The 23,236-nt window shown below is 37.4% G+C and carries 21 protein-coding genes, 12 tRNA genes and 1 rRNA gene; 32 read left to right on the top strand and 2 right to left on the bottom strand.

What is annotated here, in order from left to right:
• Positions 1-157: 157 nt before the first annotated feature.
• From PY093_RS13495 to PY093_RS13455, 9 genes are all read left to right on the top strand, one after another.
• Positions 158-622: a rhodanese-like domain-containing protein gene (locus tag PY093_RS13495; protein ID WP_275646383.1), complete on the top strand. Its 465-nt coding sequence runs from the start codon at positions 158-160 to the stop codon at positions 620-622.
• Positions 623-873: 251 nt separating this feature from the next.
• A complete protein-coding gene (locus tag PY093_RS13490; protein WP_275646382.1) occupies positions 874-1,959 on the top strand; it encodes a D-alanine--D-alanine ligase in 1,086 nt (361 codons plus the stop codon).
• Positions 1,960-2,098: 139 nt separating this feature from the next.
• Complete coding sequence (locus PY093_RS13485; RefSeq protein ID WP_275646381.1) at positions 2,099-3,469, top strand: UDP-N-acetylmuramoyl-tripeptide--D-alanyl-D-alanine ligase; 1,371 nt, start codon at positions 2,099-2,101, stop codon at positions 3,467-3,469.
• 130 nt (positions 3,470-3,599) lie between these two features.
• Entirely contained in the window at positions 3,600-4,298 is a 699-nt protein-coding gene (locus tag PY093_RS13480; protein WP_275646380.1) for an alpha/beta hydrolase, read from the top strand.
• Between the two features lie 479 nt (positions 4,299-4,777).
• Entirely contained in the window at positions 4,778-6,286 is a 1,509-nt protein-coding gene (gene cshA, locus PY093_RS13475; protein ID WP_275646379.1) for a degradosome RNA helicase CshA, read from the top strand.
• A gap of 760 nt (positions 6,287-7,046) precedes the next feature.
• Complete coding sequence (gene mscL, locus PY093_RS13470) at positions 7,047-7,541, top strand: large-conductance mechanosensitive channel protein MscL (RefSeq protein ID WP_275646378.1); 495 nt, start codon at positions 7,047-7,049, stop codon at positions 7,539-7,541.
• 65 nt (positions 7,542-7,606) lie between these two features.
• On the top strand, positions 7,607-8,572 hold the full coding sequence (uvsE, locus tag PY093_RS13465; RefSeq protein ID WP_275646377.1) for a UV DNA damage repair endonuclease UvsE: 966 nt from the start codon (positions 7,607-7,609) through the stop codon (positions 8,570-8,572).
• A gap of 142 nt (positions 8,573-8,714) precedes the next feature.
• The gene (locus PY093_RS13460) at positions 8,715-9,194 is read left to right on the top strand and encodes a PH domain-containing protein (protein ID WP_275646376.1); all 480 of its coding nucleotides are present in this window, start codon (positions 8,715-8,717) and stop codon (positions 9,192-9,194) included.
• On the top strand, positions 9,187-10,626 hold the full coding sequence (locus tag PY093_RS13455; protein ID WP_275646375.1) for a PH domain-containing protein: 1,440 nt from the start codon (positions 9,187-9,189) through the stop codon (positions 10,624-10,626). Before PY093_RS13460 ends, PY093_RS13455 begins: the two co-directional genes overlap by 8 nt.
• Positions 10,627-10,685: 59 nt before the next feature.
• Here PY093_RS13455 and PY093_RS13450 read toward each other — a convergent pair whose 3' ends face one another.
• Complete coding sequence (locus PY093_RS13450) at positions 10,686-11,411, bottom strand: rhomboid family intramembrane serine protease (RefSeq protein WP_275646374.1); 726 nt, start codon at positions 11,409-11,411, stop codon at positions 10,686-10,688.
• Positions 11,412-11,524: 113 nt separating this feature from the next.
• Here PY093_RS13450 and acpS point away from each other — a divergent pair, with 113 nt between their 5' ends.
• From acpS to PY093_RS13405, 9 genes are all read left to right on the top strand, one after another.
• Complete coding sequence (gene acpS, locus PY093_RS13445) at positions 11,525-11,890, top strand: holo-ACP synthase (RefSeq protein ID WP_275646373.1); 366 nt, start codon at positions 11,525-11,527, stop codon at positions 11,888-11,890.
• A 338-nt stretch (positions 11,891-12,228) separates the two neighbouring features.
• Positions 12,229-13,239: a LolA family protein gene (locus PY093_RS13440; RefSeq protein ID WP_275646372.1), complete on the top strand. Its 1,011-nt coding sequence runs from the start codon at positions 12,229-12,231 to the stop codon at positions 13,237-13,239.
• Positions 13,240-13,715: 476 nt separating this feature from the next.
• Positions 13,716-13,997, top strand: coding sequence for a CopG family ribbon-helix-helix protein (locus PY093_RS13435; protein ID WP_275646371.1), 282 nt, complete (start codon positions 13,716-13,718; stop codon positions 13,995-13,997).
• A gap of 4 nt (positions 13,998-14,001) precedes the next feature.
• On the top strand, positions 14,002-14,352 hold the full coding sequence (gene ndoA / locus PY093_RS13430) for a type II toxin-antitoxin system endoribonuclease NdoA (RefSeq protein WP_275646370.1): 351 nt from the start codon (positions 14,002-14,004) through the stop codon (positions 14,350-14,352).
• Positions 14,353-14,747: 395 nt separating this feature from the next.
• Positions 14,748-15,932 carry a class I SAM-dependent methyltransferase gene (locus PY093_RS13425; protein ID WP_275646369.1) on the top strand — a complete coding sequence of 395 codons (1,185 nt, stop codon included), beginning with the start codon at positions 14,748-14,750 and terminating at the stop codon, positions 15,930-15,932.
• Positions 15,933-16,197: 265 nt separating this feature from the next.
• Entirely contained in the window at positions 16,198-16,506 is a 309-nt protein-coding gene (locus PY093_RS13420) for an STAS domain-containing protein (protein WP_275646368.1), read from the top strand.
• Between the two features lie 18 nt (positions 16,507-16,524).
• Complete coding sequence (gene rsbW, locus PY093_RS13415) at positions 16,525-17,016, top strand: anti-sigma B factor RsbW (protein WP_275646367.1); 492 nt, start codon at positions 16,525-16,527, stop codon at positions 17,014-17,016.
• Positions 16,979-17,755 carry an RNA polymerase sigma factor SigB gene (gene sigB / locus PY093_RS13410; RefSeq protein ID WP_275646366.1) on the top strand — a complete coding sequence of 259 codons (777 nt, stop codon included), beginning with the start codon at positions 16,979-16,981 and terminating at the stop codon, positions 17,753-17,755. The genes rsbW and sigB overlap by 38 nt, the downstream gene beginning before the upstream one ends.
• Before the next feature lie 352 nt (positions 17,756-18,107).
• Complete coding sequence (locus PY093_RS13405; RefSeq protein ID WP_275646365.1) at positions 18,108-20,288, top strand: Tex family protein; 2,181 nt, start codon at positions 18,108-18,110, stop codon at positions 20,286-20,288.
• A gap of 22 nt (positions 20,289-20,310) precedes the next feature.
• Here the strand turns inward: PY093_RS13405 and cmpA are convergent, their stop codons facing one another.
• A complete protein-coding gene (gene cmpA, locus PY093_RS13400) occupies positions 20,311-20,424 on the bottom strand; it encodes a cortex morphogenetic protein CmpA (protein WP_275646364.1) in 114 nt (37 codons plus the stop codon).
• Positions 20,425-20,555: 131 nt separating this feature from the next.
• Here cmpA and PY093_RS13395 point away from each other — a divergent pair, with 131 nt between their 5' ends.
• The 14 genes from PY093_RS13395 to PY093_RS13330 all read left to right on the top strand — a co-directional run.
• Positions 20,556-21,011: a SprT family protein gene (locus tag PY093_RS13395; protein WP_275646363.1), complete on the top strand. Its 456-nt coding sequence runs from the start codon at positions 20,556-20,558 to the stop codon at positions 21,009-21,011.
• 153 nt (positions 21,012-21,164) lie between these two features.
• Positions 21,165-21,239: transfer RNA gene (locus PY093_RS13390), tRNA-Asn, on the top strand.
• A 4-nt stretch (positions 21,240-21,243) separates the two neighbouring features.
• Positions 21,244-21,334 (top strand) — tRNA-Ser (locus PY093_RS13385).
• 19 nt (positions 21,335-21,353) lie between these two features.
• Positions 21,354-21,425: transfer RNA gene (locus PY093_RS13380), tRNA-Glu, on the top strand.
• Positions 21,426-21,500: 75 nt separating this feature from the next.
• Positions 21,501-21,576: transfer RNA gene (locus PY093_RS13375), tRNA-Val, on the top strand.
• A gap of 14 nt (positions 21,577-21,590) precedes the next feature.
• Positions 21,591-21,666, top strand: a tRNA-Asp gene (locus PY093_RS13370).
• A gap of 171 nt (positions 21,667-21,837) precedes the next feature.
• Positions 21,838-21,912 (top strand) — tRNA-Gln (locus PY093_RS13365).
• A 203-nt stretch (positions 21,913-22,115) separates the two neighbouring features.
• Positions 22,116-22,191: transfer RNA gene (locus PY093_RS13360), tRNA-Lys, on the top strand.
• A 17-nt stretch (positions 22,192-22,208) separates the two neighbouring features.
• A tRNA-Leu gene (locus PY093_RS13355) sits at positions 22,209-22,289 on the top strand.
• Positions 22,290-22,302: 13 nt separating this feature from the next.
• Positions 22,303-22,388, top strand: a tRNA-Leu gene (locus tag PY093_RS13350).
• A gap of 107 nt (positions 22,389-22,495) precedes the next feature.
• A tRNA-Arg gene (locus tag PY093_RS13345) sits at positions 22,496-22,572 on the top strand.
• Between the two features lie 10 nt (positions 22,573-22,582).
• Positions 22,583-22,659: transfer RNA gene (locus PY093_RS13340), tRNA-Pro, on the top strand.
• A gap of 17 nt (positions 22,660-22,676) precedes the next feature.
• Positions 22,677-22,750 (top strand) — tRNA-Gly (locus tag PY093_RS13335).
• Positions 22,751-22,839: 89 nt separating this feature from the next.
• A 16S ribosomal RNA gene (locus PY093_RS13330) occupies positions 22,840-23,236 on the top strand; the annotation flags it as partial.

The following is a 23,236-nucleotide window of genomic DNA, read 5'->3' as shown; positions in this document are numbered from 1 at the left end:
GTATTGTTTCTGCGCTTTTGTTAAATACGTTTTTGCCCAGCCTATCGGCGACAAGTATAAGATGAGCCTGTGGAAGGTTGTTCTTTTACCTTCCGGGATATACACCTTAGAGCTGCTGGCGCCTGGACCTAGACACTAAAACTAGGTAGAAATTTTTATGAATTTCTTATCTTTTAAAAAAAGAAAAGTGGGTGGAGAAATGGATTGGACTCTCATTATCAATATTGTACTTATCGGCACATTGATTGTAATGGTCGTTTTACGATTTAAGCCAGTTAAAGGGTTGAAAAATATAACCGGGCAAGAAATGAAAAATAAAATGAAAAGTTCACCAACCATATCAATCATTGATGTACGTGAACCCTATGAATACAATAGTAAACATATAACAGGAGCCATTAATGTACCTTTATCAAAACTAAAAAGACGTAAAATGGATGTTCCTACCGATAAGGAAATTATTCTTTACTGCCAAACCGGGATAAGAAGTAAGCAAGCTGCTAGTTTAATTGTGAAACGGCATAAAATCAGTGAGCTATCCCATTTAACCGGCGGCTTTTTCTCTTGGAAGGGCGAAACAGCAATAAACAATAAAAAAACAGTAAAAAAACCTAATAATTAGCAAGTACATGAGTGGAGTTGGCATAAACAACAAATTATGCATTTATAGCAACTGAAGTATAGTTTAGCAAAGAACCTTGAACTACTATCAAGGTTCTTTGTGTACATTATAGCTAAAGAAGAACTGGAATTTTCAGTACAACTAATATTTCGTTTTAAAAACACCATACTTTCAGAAAAGAGCCTATATAAAACAAACTAATAGATGTTACAATAAGAAAATAAACTGAAGATTTTTAGAGGGGGAAGCTTATGAAAGTAAAGTTAGGCTTGCTATATGGCGGAAAATCCGCAGAACATAAAGTATCATTACAAACTGCATTGGCGGTTAATAAAGCATTAGACCATGAAAAATACGATGTTCATCCTATATATATATCAGAACAAGGTGAGTGGATCCGCGGGAACCAGCTAACTGGTCCAGTTGAAGAGGTCAATAAGCTTGAGCTTAAAGAAGTTGGTAATACAATTTCGCCTGTTTCTTTAAATAATGAGATATTCCCCGTACATGCCGAAAAATCAAGTGAGGCAATCGATGTGATTTTCCCGCTTTTACATGGACCAAATGGTGAAGATGGAACAGTCCAAGGCTTATTAGAGTTAATGAATATCCCGTATGTAGGAAATGGGGTTCTTGCTTCTGCAGCAGGAATGGATAAAGTAATTATGAAAAATATTTTTGCTCAAGTTGGTCTTGATCAAGTTAAATATGTTTCATTTATCAGAAGTGTTTGGGAAATGAATACAGAAGCAGTTTATGAGCAAGTTGAGTTGACGCTTGGTTATCCTTGTTTTGTTAAGCCTGCAAACTTAGGATCAAGCGTAGGAATCAGCAAATGTACAGATCGAATTAGTTTAGAGCAAGCATTTAATGAAGCATTCATGTTTGACAGAAAGATAATTGTTGAAGAAGGAATTAGCGCACGTGAAATTGAAATCGGAATGCTAGGTAATGATTATCCAGAGTGTTCAGTTGCTGGAGAAATAGTACCTAAAAAAGATTTTTACGACTATAAGGCAAAATACGAGGATGGAAGTACAGCATTGATTATTCCAGCTGAAATGGAAGAGGGCCAATATGAAGAAATGAAGGAAATGGCAATGAAGGCTTTTAAAGCGCTTGATTGTTCAGGATTGGTAAGGGCAGACTTCTTTTTAACTAAGGAAGGTAGAATTGTCATTAATGAGGTAAATACGATGCCGGGCTTTACACCAATTAGTATGTTTCCACTACTATGGAAAGAAACAGGAGTGTCATATCCGCAGCTAATTGAAAAGCTAGTAAGCTTAGCAATAGAACGTCATGCAGAAAAGCAAAAAATTAAGCACACGATTTAGTACACCTCCGAATCGATAGTTGAATTAGGAAAGAGTAAACACTATTCCCATTTAGAATAGTGTTTCTCAGCGTATATAGAAAAAATTAGTATCGTTAAGATTGTTTAATACATAACAAAGTAGTAGGGAGGCAAAATCGGTGATTAATAAAAACATAATGGAAATTGTGCAAATGGTGTCAGGAGACTATTCCGGAGTCAGTGAAGCATTCAATATTACAGGTGTAACGATTAACTCTAAAGCTGTTGTAAAGGGAAATTTGTTCATACCCATCATTGGTGAAAAATTTAATGGACATGAATTTGTTAAAGACGCGATAAATAACGGAGCAAAAGCGTCACTATGGCAGCGCAGTCAGCCGTCACCACCTGTAAATATTCCACTAATTTATGTCGATGATACATTACTAGCATTGCAGGATCTAGCGAAAAATTACTTAGATCAGCTATCGGTTAAAGTAATCGGAATCACAGGAAGTAATGGAAAGACAACAACGAAGGATATTGTGGCTTCAGTAGTAGGAACAACCTATAAAGTTCAAAAAACTGAAGGGAATTTAAATAATCATTATGGGCTACCATTAACTATCCTTCAACTTGAAGAAGATACGGATATAGCTGTGTTGGAAATGGGAATGAGTAGTAAGGGTGAAATTGAACTTTTATCAAAGTTAGCCAGACCGGAAGCTGCAATTATTACAAATATCGGAGAAGCGCATTTATTAGATTTAGGTTCACGTGAAGGAATTGCTGAAGCGAAACTGGAAATAGTTGAAGGTCTAAAAGATGATGGAATTCTTATCTATAATGGAGATGAACCCTTGTTAAATGAGAGGCTAGCGGGTAAAAAAATACACAAAGTATCGTTTGGTAGTCGCGGTGAAAATGATTATATTCCTACCGCTATAAAACAAGAAAATGACGGTACGTATTTTACAATTAATAAGACGCAAAACAACGAATTTTTTATTCCTATTCTAGGAAGACATAATGTGTTTAATACGCTTGCAGCAGTAGCAGTTGCACGCTATTTTAACGTAACATGGGAGAATATTGACATTGGTTTAAAAAAATTAAAAGTAACAACGATGAGATTAGAAGTGACTGAAGGAAAAAATGGATTGAAGATTATTAATGATGCATATAATGCAAGCCCAACTTCAATGATAGCTGCAATAGATCTAATTAGAGATGTAAAGGGTTATTCAAAAAAGCTTGTTGTGTTTGGGGATATGCTTGAGTTAGGCCCAAATGAGGTCAAGTTTCATGAACAAATTGGTAAATCATTAAACCCTGAAATCGTTGATTATGTTTATACATTTGGTGAATTAGCTACACATATTGCAGAGGCGGCAAGGGGTTCGTTTGATGAAGGTAGAGTAAAGGCTTTTACTGACAAAAGCCTACTTATCGAAGCTGTTTTGATGGTAGCGGCCTCAAACGATATCATCTTAATCAAGGGCTCACGGGGTATGAAATTAGAAGAAGTCGTTACTGCTTTGAAAAAATAACGATTATCTCAAAGTTATCAACGAATACTAAATAAAATCAGATGATAACATAAGCGATCATCTGTTTTTTATTGAATACATAGGTAATGATTTAAGGTTATTATTTTGAACTTTTTTAGTGGGTGATAAAGTGATAGGTTGTTTACTAATACATGGATTTACTGGTGCACCATTTGAAATTCAACCTCTAGCAGATTATCTCCAGGAAACAAAGGATTGGGTAATTAGGACTCCAACACTACCAGGTCACGGAGATAACCTTCATTTAAAGGGTATTACAAATCAACAATGGGTAAGTCATGCAGAAAAAGAGCTCTTGTTCCTTCTTGAAAAATGCGATCAAGTTTATATTATTGGCTTTTCAATGGGTGGATTAATTGCCGGCTACTTGGCAACTAAATACCCAATTGATAAACTCGTTTTACTAAGTGCTGCAGCATATTATATAAACCTGAAACAATTGTTGGTAGATATTAAAGAAATGATTAAAGATAGCTATCAAGGGAATATAAAAGAAAACGAACTATTTTTACGATATAAGAAAAAAATAACTGAAACACCAATAAGTGCAACAATACAATTTCGTGGGCTTGTAAAAGAGATTCGTCCAAAGTTAAAAGATATCAAAGCACCGACATTAATTATTCAAGGGGAGCGCGATGGAATTGTTCCGGTTAAAAGTGCCTATTATATATATCAGACAATTGGGTCGCCGATTAAAAGGTTATGCTTTTTACCCGAATCAAAACATCATGTTTGTCACGGCGACGATACCGAACAATTGATAACTGAAATTAACGCATTTTTAAAGGAAACTAACATGTATTGAAGCTATAAAGTTGTGGAATAATAGTTTTACCAACGAAAGTGGTGCTAGAAATATCTCGTAATAGTGTAGTGAGCAACCCACTTGTGGGAGACAGACACCTAACTTAATGTAAGGAATACATTGCAAATAAATAACTGTAGTGGTAAGATTACACATAAAGTGTCAAGAAGGGCTTTCTTTTTTAGGAAAGCGCCCGGTGAAATTTATTTATCCCGCATTAACGGGTGATAAGACCTCCAAAACTTGAGCAAGCGAAAAAGTTTTTAAATTTGAGGCGAAATGTAAGTGCCCGATAAAGCCCGATAAGTTTCAACTAACCAATAAGGGGAGGAAAATCCCGTTACTGGAAGTTTCCTTTATGGTCGTGAACCGAAAGACATTTTTCCGTCTAAATGGAGAGAAGTCTTTTTTTAAGAGAAAATCCTTCAACTTGTCATCTTATATGTGAAATATATATCAACAAAAGGAGTATGAAAATATTGGCAACGTTTAGTGAATTAGGTATTAACGAAGAGTTATTGAAATCGATTAGCAAAATGGGATTTGAGGAAGCTACACCGATTCAAGCTCAAACAATTCCATTAGCATTACAGCAAAAAGATGTTATTGGACAAGCACAAACTGGTACGGGAAAAACAGCTGCATTTGGAATTCCGTTAATCGAAAAAATTGATGTGAAAAACCAAGCGATCCAAGGTATCGTTATTGCACCTACACGTGAACTTGCGATTCAGGTTTCTGAAGAGCTTAATAAAATTGGACACTTCAATCGAGCAAGTATTTTACCGATTTATGGTGGACAAGATATCAATCGTCAAATTAGAGCACTAAAGAAGTTCCCTCAAATCATTGTAGGAACTCCAGGAAGACTAATTGACCATATTAATCGTAAAACAATTCGTCTGCAAAATGTACATACTGTTGTACTTGATGAAGCAGATGAAATGTTAAATATGGGCTTTATTGAGGACATTGAATCCATTTTATCAACTGTGCCTGAAGATCGTCAGACCCTTCTTTTCTCAGCAACAATGCCAGGACCGATCCAACGCATTGCTGAGCGATTTATGAAAGATCCACAAATTGTTAAGGTAAAATCAAAAGAAGTTACAGTACCAAATATCGAGCAGTACTATGTTGAAACTCAAGAAAAAAAGAAATTTGATGTTTTAACAAGACTTCTTGATATCCATTCACCAGAACTTGCTATCATCTTTGGTAGAACGAAACGACGTGTGGATGAATTGTCAGAAGCATTAACATTACGTGGTTATGCTGCAGAGGGAATTCATGGAGATTTAAGTCAAGCAAAGCGTATATCTGTACTTCGAAAATTTAAAGAAGGCTCAATTGAAATTCTAGTAGCAACAGATGTAGCTGCTCGTGGTCTAGATATATCGGGCGTAACACATGTTTATAATTTTGATATCCCACAAGATCCAGAAAGTTATGTACACCGCGTTGGACGTACAGGTCGAGCAGGGAAGCATGGAATTGCGATTACATTTGTTAGCCCACGTGAAATGGGACAATTGAGAAACGTAGAGCGTACTACAAAACGTAATATGGAGCGCTTAGTTCCTCCTACACTTGATGAAGCGTTAGAGGGTCAACAAAAAGTAACGATCGAAAAGCTAATTGCAACAATCGAAAATGAAAATATTTCATATTATAAACGTGCTGCAGAAGAATTGCTTGAAGAGCATGAGTCAGTATCAGTTGTAGCTGCGGCTATTAAGATGATGACAAAAGAGCCGGATAAAACACCTATTCAGCTTACAGAAGAGAAACCAATGGTATCTAAACGTGACCGAAACCGTGGAGGTGGAGATCGTAACCGCAGTGGCGGTGGAGGCTACAAAGGTGGCCGCGACCAAAACCGTGGTGGAGCTAGAAGCCATGGTGGTGGTGGAGGAGCAGGTAGCAGAAACCGTCCACCAGCTAGTAAACGTCGTGCTCCACAACGTAAGCAAGAAAGCAGCAGATAATAATTATGTTACAGACAGATACAGTGCAGGTAAATATACTTGCACTGTTTTTTTATTGTTATAAATTTGTAAGGTTGTGTATAACTTCGAGTCTTTGTCTATGTCCAGCTCCAGGCGCCTTGCGCTTTTCTTAAAAGATAAGAAAGTATAAAAGTTTGTACCTAGTTTTAGTGTCTAGCTCCAGGCGCCATCGGACCTGAGGTCATAAGCCTGTCTAGCTTCAGCGCCTAGAAACTCGATAAACTTCAACTCCTCCTACAGAAGCATAGAACGCTTCTTTCGGCGGAGTCTCCAGTTTTCTCGTTTCTGACCAAGGCGCTTACGCATTTCGGGCAATCCGTCCGGAAGGTAAAGAACAACCTTCCAGCCGGCTCGTCTTATGCTTGTCGCCGAAAGGCGGGCGCCCTGCGCTTTTCTAATTTTGGGACGAGTTAGCAGATTTATAATGCATGCTTTCAATTATAAGGGGTAGCGTTTTGGGATTATGTTGTCTAAATTGGCAAAGTTATTTCCATGGGACTGGAAATATGTGCGTGAATTGGTGATTTATGTGCAAGATTTTACAAAATATGATCAGGAAATTGAATTTTATGTGCGGAATACCCCGATATATGTGCACCATATTCCAAATTATGTGCAAAACGTCAGTCCATCTGTACTCTTGTGCAAGTTCAAACGTCGCTAAGTGAGCGCCTTATTTTTTTCATAGGTATATCTTCTTTTCATTATCATAGTTTTGGTAATAAGGAGGAGATATCACTTGAAAGTTATACAGGAATTTAGAGAGTTCGCGATGCGAGGAAGTGTGATTGATATGGGGATTGGGGTGATTATTGGAACTGCGTTTGGAAAAATTGTCGATTCGTTAGTGTCTGATATTATCATGCCGCCAATCGGACTTCTTATGGGTAAAGTGGATTTTTCGAATTTATATATTAACTTAACAGAAACAGATTATCGTTCATTAGCAGAAGCGAAGGAAGTCGGAGCAGCAACGATTAATTATGGGATGTTTTTGAATTCAATTCTTCACTTTGGGATAGTGGCTTTTGCAACCTTTATAACCATTCGCCAAATCAATAAGATTAGGAGAACACCCGGTGCATCAATTACCTCACAGCAATGTTCCTACTGCTTTACAAATATACCTAAAGAGGCAAAACGTTGTCCAAATTGTACAACCATTTTAGATGAAACAGTATTGACCAATACGAAAACGCTAAAACAGCCGAAAATCACATTTAAAGCAAGCTAATCCTCATGACCGTTATGAAGCTGGGTATAATAAACAATACTAGCTTGCAAAAAGAGGTGTACCAGTTGACTTTAATTAAACTTGGATATGTAGCGATGAGTGTTAACTTGCAAAATAGCTCGCCTTCCCAAACGATGACGTTCGCTCAATATCAAAAGCTTCAAGACAAAGAGGCTGCAATAGCGAAACTAAAACGAATATCTCGCTCAAATCTAGCAAATTGTTTACGATTATTAAAGCACAATGCCGCACATGATATTTATTTTTTTCGGTTTAGTTCAAGATTGATTCCACTAGCCAATCATGAGGAAGTAGAGGATTGGCAATACTTAAGAGCACTTAAAGAACCGCTTCATGAATTAGGGGAATATAGTAAATTGAAGGAGATGCGCATCGGTTTCCATCCGGACCACTTTGTTGTGTTAACCTCTACCAAACCAGATGTATTGAATCAATCTATTAGAACACTTAGCATGCACGAAGCATTGCTACGAGGTATGAATATAGATCATACCCACAGATGTGTCATTCATATCGGAGGAGCCTACAATGATAAAGAAAAAGCGCTAGAGCAGTTTATACATAACTGGGGCTTAATACCTAGAAAGATCCAAGAAATGATTATGTTAGAAAATGATGATACTACATTCTCACTTCAAGATACATTATATCTCTGTGAAAAATTATCAATTCCATTGGTGTTTGACTTTCACCACCATCTTGCAAATCATGAAAATGAGCAATGGGAGGAAGGGTGGCAGAGGGTTATTGAAACTTGGCGGCATTCCCGCCTACCACTTAAGATGCATATATCAAGTCCAAGAGATGAAAAAGATTTCAGGGCACACGCTGATTTTATCGATAGTACTATGTTTATGAAGTTTCTTTCAAAAGTGAAAGGAAGTGTACCGCAAATCGATTGTATGATTGAAGCAAAGCAAAAAGATGACGCGCTATTCAAATTGATGGACGACATAAAACAATATCCCGAAATAGAAGTTCTTGATGGAGCGAGTTTTAGAATTAAGTAAAAATGACTTCCCGAAGAAATCTATTAAAGGTAAGAAAGCATAAAACTCTTCGTGCTTAGTTTTGATGTCTAGCTCTGGTCGCGCCTTGAGCTTTTATAGGTTACACTTAAAGAAATGCTTATAAACGAAATGGGGTTTTATGATGAGAGCCGCTCCTCAAAAAAGAATAAATAACAGGGCGCTAACCGTATGGAGAATCTCGGCTATTATCTCTTCCTTCCTTTGGTGGGTGCTATTTGCTGTGATTTTGACGCTTACATTATTATTTGATTGGCCTTTATGGATCGTGTGGGCCTCATTAGGATTGGTTATTATTGAGTCCGTTGTTTCTATTTTGATTACTCCTAAGCTTCGGTGGCTAAGGTGGCGGTATGAAGTTCATGAACATGAAATTGATCTACAGTATGGTGTGCTTATTGTTAGAAGACGATTAGTTCCAATGGTTCGCGTACAGCATGTTGATACACAACAAGGGCCAATTTTACGAAAGTTCAATTTATCAACTGTGACTATATCTACAGCTGCAGGAGTTCATGATATTCCTGCACTTGATGAGGAAGAGGCGGATGAGTTAAGAGATTATATTTCAAAACTAGCAACAGTGGTTGATGATGATGTCTGAACCGCGTCGACTTCATCCAGTTGCTGCATTGGTTAATTTTGTAAAACAATTGAAGGAAATGTTTATTCCGGTTGTTTTATTTATCTTTTTTGGTGGTCAGGGACAAGATACTTTTTGGCAGATTATTTATTTTATAGGTGTCGGTGTACTAATCATTATTTTATTGATTGTAGGAGTATTACATTGGTATCGATATACATATCGAGTTGAAGATGAAGAGCTTCGGATCGAATATGGTGTTATTGTTAGAAAAAAAAGGTATATCCCACTTGAGCGTATTCAAACAATTGATGTGTCAGCGGGACTTATTCAACGTTTATTTGGGTTGGTGAAAATCCAAGTTGAAACAGCTGGTGGAGGGGCAAAAGCAGAAGCAGTTCTAACGGCAGTCACAGAAACGGAGGCGGAATTACTAAAGCAGCAATTATCAAAACAGGCAATTAAGAGTGAAACTGATGCTGAACCGGTTAATGAAAGGATAGAGATTGTTCCTGGATATGAAATTTCACTGCCTGAACTATTCATTGCAGCGTCTACCTCCGGGAGTATAGGTGTTGTTCTCTCAGCTTTAGGTGCTTTCCTTACACAGTTTGATGAATTAATACCCTATGAAGCACTCTTTGATAGGTTTGAGGATGTTGTAAAAGTTGGTGTTCTGTTTTATTCGGTTATCGTTTTTGTGATTTTCTTACTTGCATGGATCATAGGAACCGTGATAACAATCTTGAAATATGGGAACTTCTCAGTTGTAAGAATCGGCGATGAGGTTATTATCAAAAGGGGGATTATTGAAAAAAGGCAATTAACCCTGCCCATCAAAAGAATTCAAGCTATCCGCATTTCTGAAAGTATAGTAAGGCAACCATTTGGATATGCGACGGTATATGTTGAAAATGCAGGAGGAGCCACAGATAAAAGCGAAGGCCTCTCAACGGTTTTATTTCCATTGGTTAAAAAAAAGAAAATAGGTGAATTACTTTCAAAATTAGTACCCGATTATACGATGCCTGTTCAGCTCGGAAAAATACCAGATAGGGCTTTATATAGGTATGTATTTAGGTTAATGATCCCTCTTTTAGTGGTAGTCATTCCTGTTTCAATATTTGTTCCTAAGTGGGGAATCCTAGCACTATTGCTTATTCCACTATTTATACTTTGGGGATATTCACGGTATAGAGGTGCTGGATGGGGAATAAACGATAAGCAGGTATACATTCGATATCGAATAGTTAGTAAGACAACCGTCTTATTGCAAAAGAATCGGATACAGTCAATTGAGAAAAAACAATCATTGTTCCAAAAAAGAGGAAATTTGGGTTCGTTTGAAACATCGATTAAGTCAATGATGGGCGGTAAGGCTTTTAGAGTTGTTGATCTAGAAGAATCGGACTGTGATACAATGTTCAAATGGTATTCAAGCAAAAAGGAGTGAATAGCGCAATTGCTATCCACTCCTTTTAAAATCTAAACGTAGTACTTAGTGTCCTGAATCTATCTAAAAAGAAGTCCGATAAGCACTAAAAGGCCGAGAATAATCCAGAAGATATGTTGTCCCGAGATTTTTCTAGGGAAACGGAATCGTGTGGACCTTGGTGACGCTCTGTAACCTCCGAATGAGGAATAAGTACCTTTTTTTCCAGCCAAAACGAATGGGGCGATGATTGTCCCAGCAATTAGTCCAAATAAGTGGGCAACAACATTTATGTTTGGATTGATAAAGGTCATGATTAAACCAATCACTAAAATGGTTACAATTACTTGGGAATTCGCTTGGTCAATTAAGTCTTTTCTAAACAATACCATGTAAACAAAGATACCGAATAGGCCGAATATCGCACCAGACGATCCGACATGACTAAATTGAAGGGGCTCAAGCATGTATGTCGCTATATTTGCAATGATTCCTGTTCCAAAGTAAGCTATTAGAAACTTTGTCTTTCCTAAGATACGTTCTAATGCTGGACCAAATAAAACAAGAGAAAAAGAATTAAATAACATGTGACTAAAGCTACCGTGAACAAATATCGGTGTAACTAAACGCCAATATTGCCCTTCAGCTATCCAAAAGTTAAAGCCGACCATTTGCTCAAGTACAAGCCTGCCGCCAGGGATGGGTAAAAAGATGATAAGCCATAGCAGGATGTGAATACCTACAAGAATTGATATAATAGGATAAAATCGCAAAAATGTTTGGAAGTTTTCAGTTCTAGTAAACATAGTACGCTCCTTTTTTTGTTATAAATATCGTAACACAAATTATAAAAATGAAGAATAAATTTGTACTCATTCTATGAGTGAACTTTTGAATCTAGAAGGGAAGAAATAGATTTGTGATAATAGGAATAGGAATAGATATCATTGAGCTAAAAAGAATTGAAGATATTTTACATAAGCAACCAAAATTTATCGATAGAATTTTGACGGAGAGTGAAAAAGTCAGTTTTATAGTTCTTTCTGAAAATAGAAAGATCGAATTTCTAGCGGGTCGTTTTGCGGCTAAGGAAGCATTTTCAAAAGCAGTTGGAACAGGAATTGGGAAAGAGTTAAGCTTTTTAGATATTGAAATTAAACCAAATGAATCAGGCAAACCCTCTATTATAAAGCCTTTAAAAGAAAAAGAAAGTATCCATCTTTCTATAAGCCATAGTAAAGCATATGCGGTTGCACAAGTAATTATTGAAAGCCTGTCAAGCTAGTCTGCATATTACTACACTTTGTCTCATATATTTCTAATGTGCAGGAGAGACAAGGTGTTTAAGGGTGTGAATCACTTTGGAGAAAGTGATTTTGAGTAAAAAATAGACTGGTAAATGAAAAAAATTTAGCGCAATTATCAATTATTCCTCAAATATCGGCGAGGCAATAAAAGATAAGAGACTAGAAATTTTTCTATAGTGAAGCTATTGGAAAAAGTTTCATGACTTAAAATGTTTTCGGGTCGTTAAATGTTTTAAGAAACAGCTCTGTTTTTAACTTAATCACCCACTACCTTACCTCTTCATTTTCGTCGAAATGAGGCAAAGGGGTTGAAGAAATGAAGAAAAATTGGTTAGTGTTATTATTAGGGCTTGTTGTTGTCCTTGCTCTTGCTGGTTGCGGGGAAAAATCGCAAGAGGATGTAGTAAGTGCACTTGATGAAAAGGTTAGTAACTTATCTGGGTATAAAGCAGAAGCAAAAATGACACTTCAAACTGGTAATGAGCCACAAGTATACGATGTGCAAATTTGGCATAAACAGCCAAGCTATTACCGTGTCAATCTGAAAAATGCTCAAAAAGAACAAAGTCAAATGATTTTACGCAATGATGAAGGAGTATTTGTTCTAACACCTGCTTTAGGAAAGAGCTTCCGGTTCCAAAGTGACTGGCCACAAAATAGCTCTCAAGCTTACCTTTATGAGTCGCTTGTAAAAGACATTTTAGATGACCCAGAAGCAAAATTCACAGCAACAAAAGAACATTATGTTTTTGAAACAAAAACCAACTACAAAAACAATAAGATGTTACCAGTACAAGAAATTATTTTAAACAAGAAGGATCTAGCACCTATTACGGTAAAGGTAATGGATCCGGACCGAAATGCACTACTAACTGTTGAATTTTCTAATGTAGAGTTCAATGCAAACTTTGATAAGGATGCTTTTGATATGGAGAAGAACATGACAGGAGCACAGTTAGAAGTTCCGGTAATGGCTGGGGTAAGTGATCAACCACTAGCGGTTATGTACCCAACAGAAGAAATTCCGGGTGCAGAATTAGTGGAAGAAAAAGAAATGAAAACGGAAAATGGTAATCGTGTCGTTATGACTTTTGGTGGGGATAAGTCATATACTCTTATTCAAGAGATTTCGCAAGTATCACCTGCTGGATCTGTTACAGCTGTTAGTGGAGAACCAGTAGATCTTGGCTTTACCGTTGGGGCTCTAACTGAAAATTCCCTTTCGTGGTCATATCAAGGTGTAGACTTTATGTTAGCATCTGAAGACCTAACGCAAGAAGAGTTAATTTCTGTAGCTCGTTCAGTACAAGGTCAATCGGTAAAATAGGTAGCATAGGATACAGGCTCATTTGATGGGCCTGTTTTTTTTGAAAGATAAAAAAGTATAAAAGTTTATACCTAGTCTTAGTGTCTAGCTCTGGGCGCCATCGACTCTATGGTATAAGCCATTTCCTTTAAGAAGGAAAAACCACCTTCTTAAAGGTACCGTCTTATGCTTTTCGCTGATAGGCGGGCGCCCTGCGCTTTTCTTATTTCACTGTAATCTTAATTCGAAATAAATATTCCCTTTTGTAATTAAGAAAAATACTATTATCTCGTATTTTTTTCGGAAAAGAGAGTATAATTGAACTGAGTTATCTTGAATCACTAGAATGAATGGTGTAAAGTATTTCCATGGTCTTAGGTGTTGATAATAGATAAGAATTCTTGGATAGCACTTTGCATCTGGATATAATAGTGGTATTATTAAAATTGGAATAGAATAGAATAATTGGTGTGTAGTTATGGTGGAGGTGTATGTTTGTGTCTGAATCCAGCGCAACAACAGAAATTTTAATTCGTTTACCGCAAGCATTAGTAAGTGAGTTAGACGGACTTGTGAACCAAGAGAACGGTAACCGTAATGAATTGATTTATCAAGCTACAAAAATGTACCTTCGAGAAAGAAAAAAGCGTCAAATTCGTGAATCAATGAGACGCGGTTATATGGAAATGGCAAAGATTAATTTAAACATCGCATCGGAGGCTTTTTTAGCTGAATCTGAGGCAGACCACACCGTAGAACGCTTAGTTAGCGGGGGGTAATCACTTGATTGTTAAACGTGGCGACGTTTATTTTGCTGACCTATCTCCTGTTGTTGGTTCAGAGCAAGGCGGCGTTCGTCCTGTGCTTGTCATCCAAAACGATATCGGGAATCGGTTTAGTCCCACAGTCATTGTAGCAGCGATAACTGCACAAATCCAAAAGGCAAAGCTACCAACTCATGTAGAGATTGATGCGGCGCGTTATGGGTTTGAGCGTGATTCTGTTATTCTGCTAGAACAAATTCGTACAATTGATAAGCAACGCTTAACCGATAAGATCACTCACCTCGATGATGAGATGATGGACAGAGTGGATGAAGCCTTACAAATTAGTTTAGGACTCATCGATTTTTAATCTAAATCTTTCTTAATTCTATTTTGTTATGTTGAAGTTGCCTTAACCGGCAACTTCTTTTCTTTAAATAAAAGAAAGTTTGTACCTAGTCTTAGTGTCTAGCTCTGGGCGCGCCTTGCGCTTTTGTTCAAAGATAAGAAAGTGTAAAAGTTTGTACCTAGTTATAGTGTCTAGCTCCTGGCGCCATTGGCTTATGCTTGACTTGCACAGGATGTGCTGATGTCGATGTTCGCCACAGGATATGGCGGGTTTTAATCGACACGCCGAAAGGCGGGCGCCCTGCGCTTTTCTTATTGAACAAATTACTATTTTGCGACGATTAGATAATACTTATAAGGACAATCATTGTGAAACAACCTAAAGCAGAAAATAAAAGTAATAAGGAGGTGCTTGACATGAAAAATTTTAATGAAGTGGTAGTTGCACTAGCGGCGCAACTATCAAATGCGAAAATACCATATCAATTTACAAACTCTACCTCTCTTAAGTTACAAGGAGTTTCTCTACCTGAAAGTAAGAAGATTGATATTGTATTTCAATGGGACTTTTTAGATGCAACATACACGTTATTTTTAAATAATAATCCATCAGAAGTACATAAAAATGAATCAGAAGCTACCTTTCATTTTTTTGAACAAGAACTAAAAGTTTCATTTACATGTTTGTTCAATCAAACAGTTAAAACCGATCCCTATCGTATTATGGTGAATTTAGAAGGAAACGAGTTGTGGTGCCAATCTTTATACTCCTACTTATATTCAAGAAAAAGTGAATTCGAAGAGGAGATACATACATTTTTACGTGAGAAACAATTAGAGATGAGTGTTGAAAATGAGTCTGCTTGGAATCAAAACAATTATCTAGCATTAGTAAATCGCCATGGGAATGCAGTAGAAGTTGCTAAAAAGATAAAAGATAATCCGAAATGGCGTTTGCACCCTTTTTACAAATACTTACATGACGTTTCAGACAAGAAAATCATCCATTTAATGGGATCCAACGGAATAAAGGCCGTCGCATTAGCAATACTCGGTGGTCAAGTGTCTGTTGTTGATTTTTCAAAAGAAAATGAGAGGTTTGCTAAGGAAATAGCGAGGGAAGCGGGTGTGTCATTACAGTACATCGTTTCAGATGTTCTATCCTTGCCTCAAGAAATGCAGAATGGTTCACATGATATAGTCTTGATGGAGTTGGGTGTTCTCCATTATTTTATTGATTTATCACCTTTAGCAAAGATCGTCAATCAATTGTTAAAGGAAAACGGAGTATATATACTTCATGAATTTCATCCACTATCCACAAAATTAATTACCTCAACAGGGAAAAAACATAAGATAACTGGTGATTATTTTGATCCATCTATAAAAGAAAGCAATGTCGCATTTACAAAACATATGCCAACGGAAGAACAAAATAGTTTAGCTGGAGTTTACCAGCGTCATTGGACGTTAGGAGAAATCATTACCACTTTCGCGAAACAAGGTTTATATGTCGAAGTACTAGAAGAAGAACCAAACCATAAGCTTCATGATATTGGCCTACCAAAAACATTTACACTCTTAGCTAGAAAACATAAATAAAATATCGATTTTAAGGCTCTTTTCATAAATCTTGTTTTACTTTACGAAAAGAGCCGTTATAAAAGGGCTACTGTTTTAGTAGTCCTTTTATCAATTTCTCTGCTTTAGGAGGGATTGGTTTAGGGTTTAGCTATAAGCCGCATCGTTTGAAATATACAAACTTGAGTGAAATAATAGAAATATCATTAAGCCCTTCTAAACTATTTTTGAAAAAAATGTTTTCCTTATATGCAGGATGGGTAAAGGTTATTAAGAGGAGGTACACATGAATATAAATGTTGAAGTTAAAGAAACTGAACGTTATTTTCACGTATATGTGGAGGGTGAGGTAGATGTCTATACGGCTCCCAAACTTCATGATAGGTTACTCCCTTTAACGAAAGATCCAAATAGTAATATTGTAATAGATTTATCGGGGGTCACTTATCTAGATAGCGTAGGATTAGGTGTTTTTGTTAACATTTTAAATAAAGTTAATTCGCAGGATGGTACATTGAAAATTGTTGGTCTTTCTAAGAGGCTACATAAATTGTTTTCAATAACTGGTATTGTAGACATCATGAATGTCAAGTAAAGATGAGGGTGGGTAAAAATGAATCAGCTATTTGACTATATTGAAATGAAAGTCCCAGCAAAACCTGAGTATGTGGGAGTGGTTCGCTTAACACTATCAGGAGTTGCCAGTCGAATGGGCTATGTTTATGAAGACATTGAGGATTTAAAAATTGCAACAAGTGAAGCTTGTACAAATGCAGTACAACATGCCTATGAAATGAATGAGGGCGGAGAAATCACAATCGGATATGGTTTATATCATGATCGACTTGAGGTAATGGTTGCTGATAATGGACAAAGTTTTAATGTTGAGAAAACGAAAGAAGAGATTGGACCATATTCAACAGATAATTCTGAAGAAGATGATCTACAAGAAGGTGGATTAGGATTGTATTTAATCGACACTCTTATGGATGATGTAAAGGTTTTTAATCATTACGGTGTAACGATCTTTATGACAAAGTATTTACAGAAAGAGAAGGTGGAGAATGATGACACAACAACAATCTCAACCTCACAGAGCAAGTAAAGAGGCTGTTTATGAACTTATAGAAGACTTTCAAACAAGTGGTTCTACTAAAGCACAACAAGCACTAGTCGAACATTACACAAATTTGGTACAAGCATTGGCTGGAAAATATTCAAAGGGAAGAGAATTTCATGAAGATATTATACAGGTTGGTATGCTTGGATTACTAGGTGCAATGAGGCGATATGATGCTTCGTATAATAAAAGCTTTGAAGCATTTGCAATACCAACAATTATCGGTGAAATAAAGCGATTTTTACGTGATAAAACTTGGAGTGTACATGTCCCAAGAAGGATAAAAGAATTGGGTCCAAAGATTAAGAATGCGATAGAAGAACTAACTCCTAAACTATATCGCTCGCCGAAAGTCGATGAGATAGCAGCCTATTTGGAAGTGTCGGTTGAAGAGGTTCTAGAGGCGATGGAAATGGGGAAAAGCTACAACGCATTATCGGTGGATCATTCAATTGAACCTGATTCAGAAGGTAGTGCGATGACATTACTTGATATTGTAGGAAGTCGTGAAAAAGGCTACGACAAAGTGAATCAACGACTAGACCTTGAAAATGTGCTTCATGTTTTAAATGAACGAGAAAAGAAGGTAATTGAGCATATTTTCGTGAATAATATGAGTCAAAAAGATACAGGCGAGTTCCTTGGAATATCGCAAATGCATGTATCACGACTACAACGAAAAGCATTAGGAAAACTTCGTGAAGCAGTAAAAGTCCCATCGTAGTTAAAGTAAAACGATAAAAATTTAAGAGATGCGGTGATTTTAGAACATGAAAAAGACAGAAAAAAATGTGTGTGCATTAGCATGTAAACTGTAGTGGACAAGTGATTACGTAAAGTCTTGTCCACTGTATGATGGGATTTCTACAATCTTTAAACCTCTACCCACATTGGGCTTCGATTATAAACACCTCTAGGACTTCAACTACCATTCTTCATCACGAAAAAATTCTTTGTAATTATTCATAGATGTAACCTTGTGGTTATCCATCGACTAAAAACGATATCGAGTTAACGTTTTGTAAACTTCGATTAAATGGTAAAATAGGTAAGAATTGTTTTGAACATAGGAGGATATGCCGTTGGAACAAACATTACATAAAGATGACATAATGATAAAGTCAATCGCTAAAGAACTTACGATTAAAGAAAATCAAATAAGAAACGTTATTGCTTTATTGGACGAAGGTAATACAGTACCCTTCATTGCTCGTTATCGTAAGGAACAGACAGGAGCTTTGGATGAAGTTCAAATAAGAGATATTCAAGATAAGTGGCAATACATGCAAAACCTCGAATCTCGGAAAGAAGAAGTCATTCGACTGATAGAGGAACAAGGAAAGTTAAATGATGAACTAAAAGGGCAAATAGTAAAAGCCGCAAAACTGCAACAAGTTGAGGATTTGTATCGTCCCTACAAACAAAAAAGACGAACAAAGGCAACAGTTGCAAAGGAGAAAGGGTTAGAACCATTAGCGGAATGGATCTTTACGTTTCCATTAAATGAAAATATTGAAGAAAAGGCACAGGAGTTTATTTCTGAAGTTAAAGAAGTAGCTACAATAGAAGAAGCTATAACTGGTGCGAAAGACATTATTGCAGAATGGATTTCTGATGATGCAAATTTCCGTCAATGGATTCGAACAGAAACATTCAAAAGAGGTAGAATTGTCTCCACCGCTAAAGATAAAGAAAAAGATGAAAAGAAAGTATTCGAAATGTACTATGAGTATGAAGAACCAATCAGCAAAGTTGTTCCTCATAGAGTGCTTGCTATGAATCGTGGAGAAAAGGAAGATGTTCTTCGTGTATCAGTTGAACCTCCAGTAGACAGCATTCTTACATATTTGCAAAGACAAGTAATTAAAAAAACCACCTCAACTGTTGTATCTCATGTAACAGAAGCCATTGATGTTAGCTATAAACGGTTAATACAACCTTCCATTGAACGTGAAATTCGTAAGGAACTAACTGAAAAAGGAGAAGACCGTGCGATACATATCTTTTCAGAAAACTTACGGAACTTATTACTTCAGCCACCTTTAAAAGGCAAAATGGTTTTAGGAGTAGATCCTGCTTATCGGACTGGATGTAAGTTGGCTGCGGTTGACGAAACGGGTAAGTTACTTAAAGTTGATGTTATCTACCCACATCCACCAGTGAAGAAAAAAGATGCTGCTAGAGATAAAATGAAAGCAATTATTAACGAACACAAGATTGAAATGGTTGCAATAGGAAACGGCACAGCTTCACGTGAGACTGAACAGTTTGTTGCTGAGATACTAAAAGAGCTTAATAAGGATATTTTTTATCTAATTGTTAATGAAGCAGGTGCTAGTGTTTATTCGGCTTCTGACCTTGCACGAGAAGAGTTCCCAAATCTACAGGTTGAAGAGCGGAGTGCAGCTTCAATTGCTCGCAGGCTTCAAGATCCACTAGCGGAGCTTGTAAAAATAGATCCGAAATCAGTTGGGGTAGGTCAATATCAGCATGACGTATCGCAAAAAAAATTAAATGATTCTTTAACATTCGTCGTAGAAACGGTTGTAAATAAAGTTGGGGTTAACGTAAATACAGCATCATCATCACTACTACAATATGTAGCGGGCTTATCGAAGTCAGTAGCAAATAATATAGTCAAAAAGAGGGAAGAAAACGGTAGATTTATTAATCGCAAGGAATTAAAAAATATACCTAGACTTGGATCTAAGACCTATGAACAATGTATTGGGTTTTTGCGTATAGTTGATGGTGATCAACCATTAGATAGAACAAGTATTCACCCTGAAAGTTATAAAGAAGTAGAAAAATTACTAAAAAGAATCGGTGTTACAACTGGTGATATTGGTAGTGACAAGGTGAAAGAAGGAATCTCTCAATTATCAATTGAAGAAACTGCTAATGAATTAAATATTGGCGAATTAACACTAAAAGATATAGCGGACTCTTTAATCCGACCTTCAAGAGATCCCCGTGATGAATTGTCTAAACCATTACTGAAAAAAGATATCTTAAAACTCGAGGACCTAAGTGAAGGTATGGAACTTGAAGGGACAGTTAGAAACGTAGTAGATTTCGGTGCATTCGTTGATATAGGTGTAAAACAAGATGGACTTGTTCATATATCTAAACTAAGCAACAATTTTGTAAAGCATCCGTTAGATGTTGTATCTGTTGGTGATGTTGTTACCGTGTGGATTGATGACGTTGATTCTACAAAAGGAAGAGTGGCATTAACGATGCTACAACCAAACTAACTAAAAGAAGAAACACTGCAATTTAAGAGCAGTGTTTCTTTCTATAAAAAAACCAGCATTGATTTAGCATTTTTATTTGATATCTATTTTTTTCTAGGTACGCTCGTTTCATTTGACTCATAAGCCATGAGGGCATTGGCTACAATCCTCCTTTAACGATATAATGGAGTATGCTGTGTTATTTAGTGTATGCAATAACGGTTCGTCTGTTTCTTTTTATTTTAAAATAATAATTGCCAATGTGATTTTATACAGGGAGTAAAGAAAATGAATCAAACAGAATTGCAAGTACTAGTAGAAAAAGTATCACGAGAATGGTTTGGTAAACCGTTTCTGCATAAAGCCGAATTCAATAATAGACTGCGTACTACAGGTGGAAGATATCTTTTGTCCTCTCATAATATAGAATTAAATCAAAAACATTATGAGGAATTTGGTGAACAAGAACTAATAGATATCATTAAACACGAATTATGTCATTATCATTTACATATTGAAGGAAAAGGCTACAAACATAGAGACAGTGACTTCCGTATGTTATTACAAAAAGTAGACGCTCCGAGGTTTTGTAAACCATTAAAGTCGATAAAAAGACGAAAAATCGTGGCGCAATATTTATACGAATGTTCAAAATGTAATCAGCGATATACAAGAAAAAGAAAAGTAGATACGGCTAAATATGTTTGTGGGAAATGCTCTGGGAAATTATTGAATATAAACTAAATGGTTGACTAGTTATTTTACATATGTTAAATTATAAAAGCCGTCGCAAGCAGGCACCTGTAAAAAAACAATAAAATTTTAATTGAATTATGATTCTTGACAAGCATAATTTCGCTTCTTATAATAAAGGAAGTTGCAGACAAGTTTAATTATTCCACAGTAGCTCAGTGGTAGAGCTATCGGCTGTTAACCGATCGGTCGCAGGTTCGAGTCCTGCCTGTGGAGCCAATACGGGGAAGTACTCAAGTGGCTGAAGAGGCGCCCCTGCTAAGGGTGTAGGTCGTGTAAGCGGCGCGAGGGTTCAAATCCCTCCTTCTCCGCCATTTTTTATATCGTATATATGGCCCATTGGTCAAGCGGTTAAGACACCGCCCTTTCACGGCGGTAACACGGGTTCGAATCCCGTATGGGTCATAAAATTAATAGAATGAGTGGGAAGTGAGATGCGTTTCAATGCAATCTTACCTCCCACTTCCATTCTATTCATATGGAGGATTAGCTCAGCTGGGAGAGCACCTGCCTTACAAGCAGGGGGTCGGCGGTTCGATCCCGTCATCCTCCACCATTTTCTTTTCAGTTGGTCCCGTGGTGTAGCGGTTAACATGCCTGCCTGTCACGCAGGAGATCGCCGGTTCGATCCCGGTCGGGACCGCCACTTTTGAAATACCAAAGCACATTGGATTTAAGTGTTTACTCCTTCTTCAATAGTATCTGGCTGTCGACGATAATCCGTAATATTTCCTTCAGAGATACTCCAGAATATCCTCTTGTGATGCGGAGTCATGAAGGTGATTCGAAAAAGAGAGTATTCATGATTGCTTCTCAATGGGCTATAGCCAAGCGGTAAGGCAACGGACTTTGACTCCGTCATGCGTTGGTTCGAATCCAGCTAGCCCAGCCATTATTATAAATTAATTAATTATATATTACTTCGAGCCATTAGCTCAGTTGGTAGAGCACGTTCGAATAGGCTGCGAAGCAAAAGCTTCAGAGTCAAAATCGAGCCGCAACTTGCATGAACTTCCTGAGATTTTGACGTTGATTAGATGCTCTGTCTAAAGAAATAAGAAGTCCAAAACACGAAGAAGATTTATATATTATAGAGAGCCATTAGCTCAGTTGGTAGAGCATCTGACTTTTAATCAGAGGGTCGAAGGTTCGAATCCTTCATGGCTCACCATTTTTTCAACAGAATATGCGGGTGTGGCGGAATTGGCAGACGCGCTAGACTTAGGATCTAGTGTCATTGACGTGGGGGTTCGAGTCCCTTCACCCGCACTTTTTGAAAAACGCGGTCGTGGCGGAACGGCAGACGCGCTAGGTTGAGGGCCTAGTGGGGGTAACCCCGTGGAGGTTCAAGTCCTCTCGGCCGCACCAGGAAAAAATAAAAACACTTGCATTACATTATTAAACATGTTAATATAGAAAAGTCGCTAATTTGAAAAAAATTAATGATAACTACTATCAAGTGTTAGTTAATAAATGCGCCCGTAGCTCAATTGGATAGAGCGTCTGACTACGGATCAGAAGGTTATGGGTTCGACTCCTTTCGGGCGCGCCATATATGTTGACGGGGAGTAGCTCAGCTTGGTAGAGCACTTGGTTTGGGACCAAGGGGTCGCAGGTTCGAATCCTGTCTTCCCGACCACGGAAAACATATAATACGCGGGTGTAGTTTAATGGTAAAACCTCAGCCTTCCAAGCTGATGTCGTGAGTTCGATTCTCATCACCCGCTCCATTATTACCTTTAAAGTTCTTTGAAAACTGAACACAACACAAGCGTCAATGTTTGTTTAAATTTTTATTTTAGCTATGAGCTAATCAACTCTATTGGAGAGTTTGATCCTGGCTCAGGACGAACGCTGGCGGCGTGCCTAATACATGCAAGTCGAGCGGTTCTTAGAAAGCTTGCTTTCTAAGAATAGCGGCGGACGGGTGAGTAACACGTGGGCAACCTACCTATAAGACTGGGATAACTTCGGGAAACCGGAGCTAATACCGGATAATATAAGAGATTACATGATTTCTTATTGAAAGATGGCTTAGGCTATCACTTATAGATGGGCCCGCGGCGCATTAGCTAGTTGGTGAGGTAACGGCTCACCAAGGCGACGATGCGTAGCCGACCTGAGAGGGTGATCGGCCACACTGGGACTGAGACACGGCCCAGACTCCTACGGGAGGCAGCAGTAGGGAATCTTCCGCAATGGACGAAAGTCTGACG

The sequence above is a fragment of the Cytobacillus sp. S13-E01 genome (genome assembly GCF_029193815.1).
Classification (GTDB): Bacteria; Bacillota; Bacilli; order Bacillales; family Bacillaceae_L; genus Bacillus_BV.
The sequence above is the reverse complement of the archived record's forward strand: the minus strand, read 5'-3'. Positions and strand labels throughout refer to the sequence as shown.

Coding starts and splice junctions, on each gene's coding strand:
- PY093_RS13495 (WP_275646383.1), top strand. CDS start 158: ATGAATTTCTTATCTTTTAAAAAAAGAAAAGTGGGTGGAGAAATGGAT.
- PY093_RS13490 (WP_275646382.1), top strand. CDS start 874: ATGAAAGTAAAGTTAGGCTTGCTATATGGCGGAAAATCCGCAGAACAT.
- PY093_RS13460 (WP_275646376.1), top strand. CDS start 8,715: ATGAGAGCCGCTCCTCAAAAAAGAATAAATAACAGGGCGCTAACCGTA.
- PY093_RS13455 (WP_275646375.1), top strand. CDS start 9,187: ATGTCTGAACCGCGTCGACTTCATCCAGTTGCTGCATTGGTTAATTTT.
- PY093_RS13450 (WP_275646374.1), bottom strand. CDS start 11,411: ATGTTTACTAGAACTGAAAACTTCCAAACATTTTTGCGATTTTATCCT.
- PY093_RS13440 (WP_275646372.1), top strand. CDS start 12,229: ATGAAGAAAAATTGGTTAGTGTTATTATTAGGGCTTGTTGTTGTCCTT.
- PY093_RS13425 (WP_275646369.1), top strand. CDS start 14,748: ATGAAAAATTTTAATGAAGTGGTAGTTGCACTAGCGGCGCAACTATCA.
- PY093_RS13420 (WP_275646368.1), top strand. CDS start 16,198: ATGAATATAAATGTTGAAGTTAAAGAAACTGAACGTTATTTTCACGTA.
- rsbW (WP_275646367.1), top strand. CDS start 16,525: ATGAATCAGCTATTTGACTATATTGAAATGAAAGTCCCAGCAAAACCT.
- sigB (WP_275646366.1), top strand. CDS start 16,979: ATGACACAACAACAATCTCAACCTCACAGAGCAAGTAAAGAGGCTGTT.
- PY093_RS13405 (WP_275646365.1), top strand. CDS start 18,108: ATGCCGTTGGAACAAACATTACATAAAGATGACATAATGATAAAGTCA.
- cmpA (WP_275646364.1), bottom strand. CDS start 20,424: ATGCCCTCATGGCTTATGAGTCAAATGAAACGAGCGTACCTAGAAAAA.
- PY093_RS13395 (WP_275646363.1), top strand. CDS start 20,556: ATGAATCAAACAGAATTGCAAGTACTAGTAGAAAAAGTATCACGAGAA.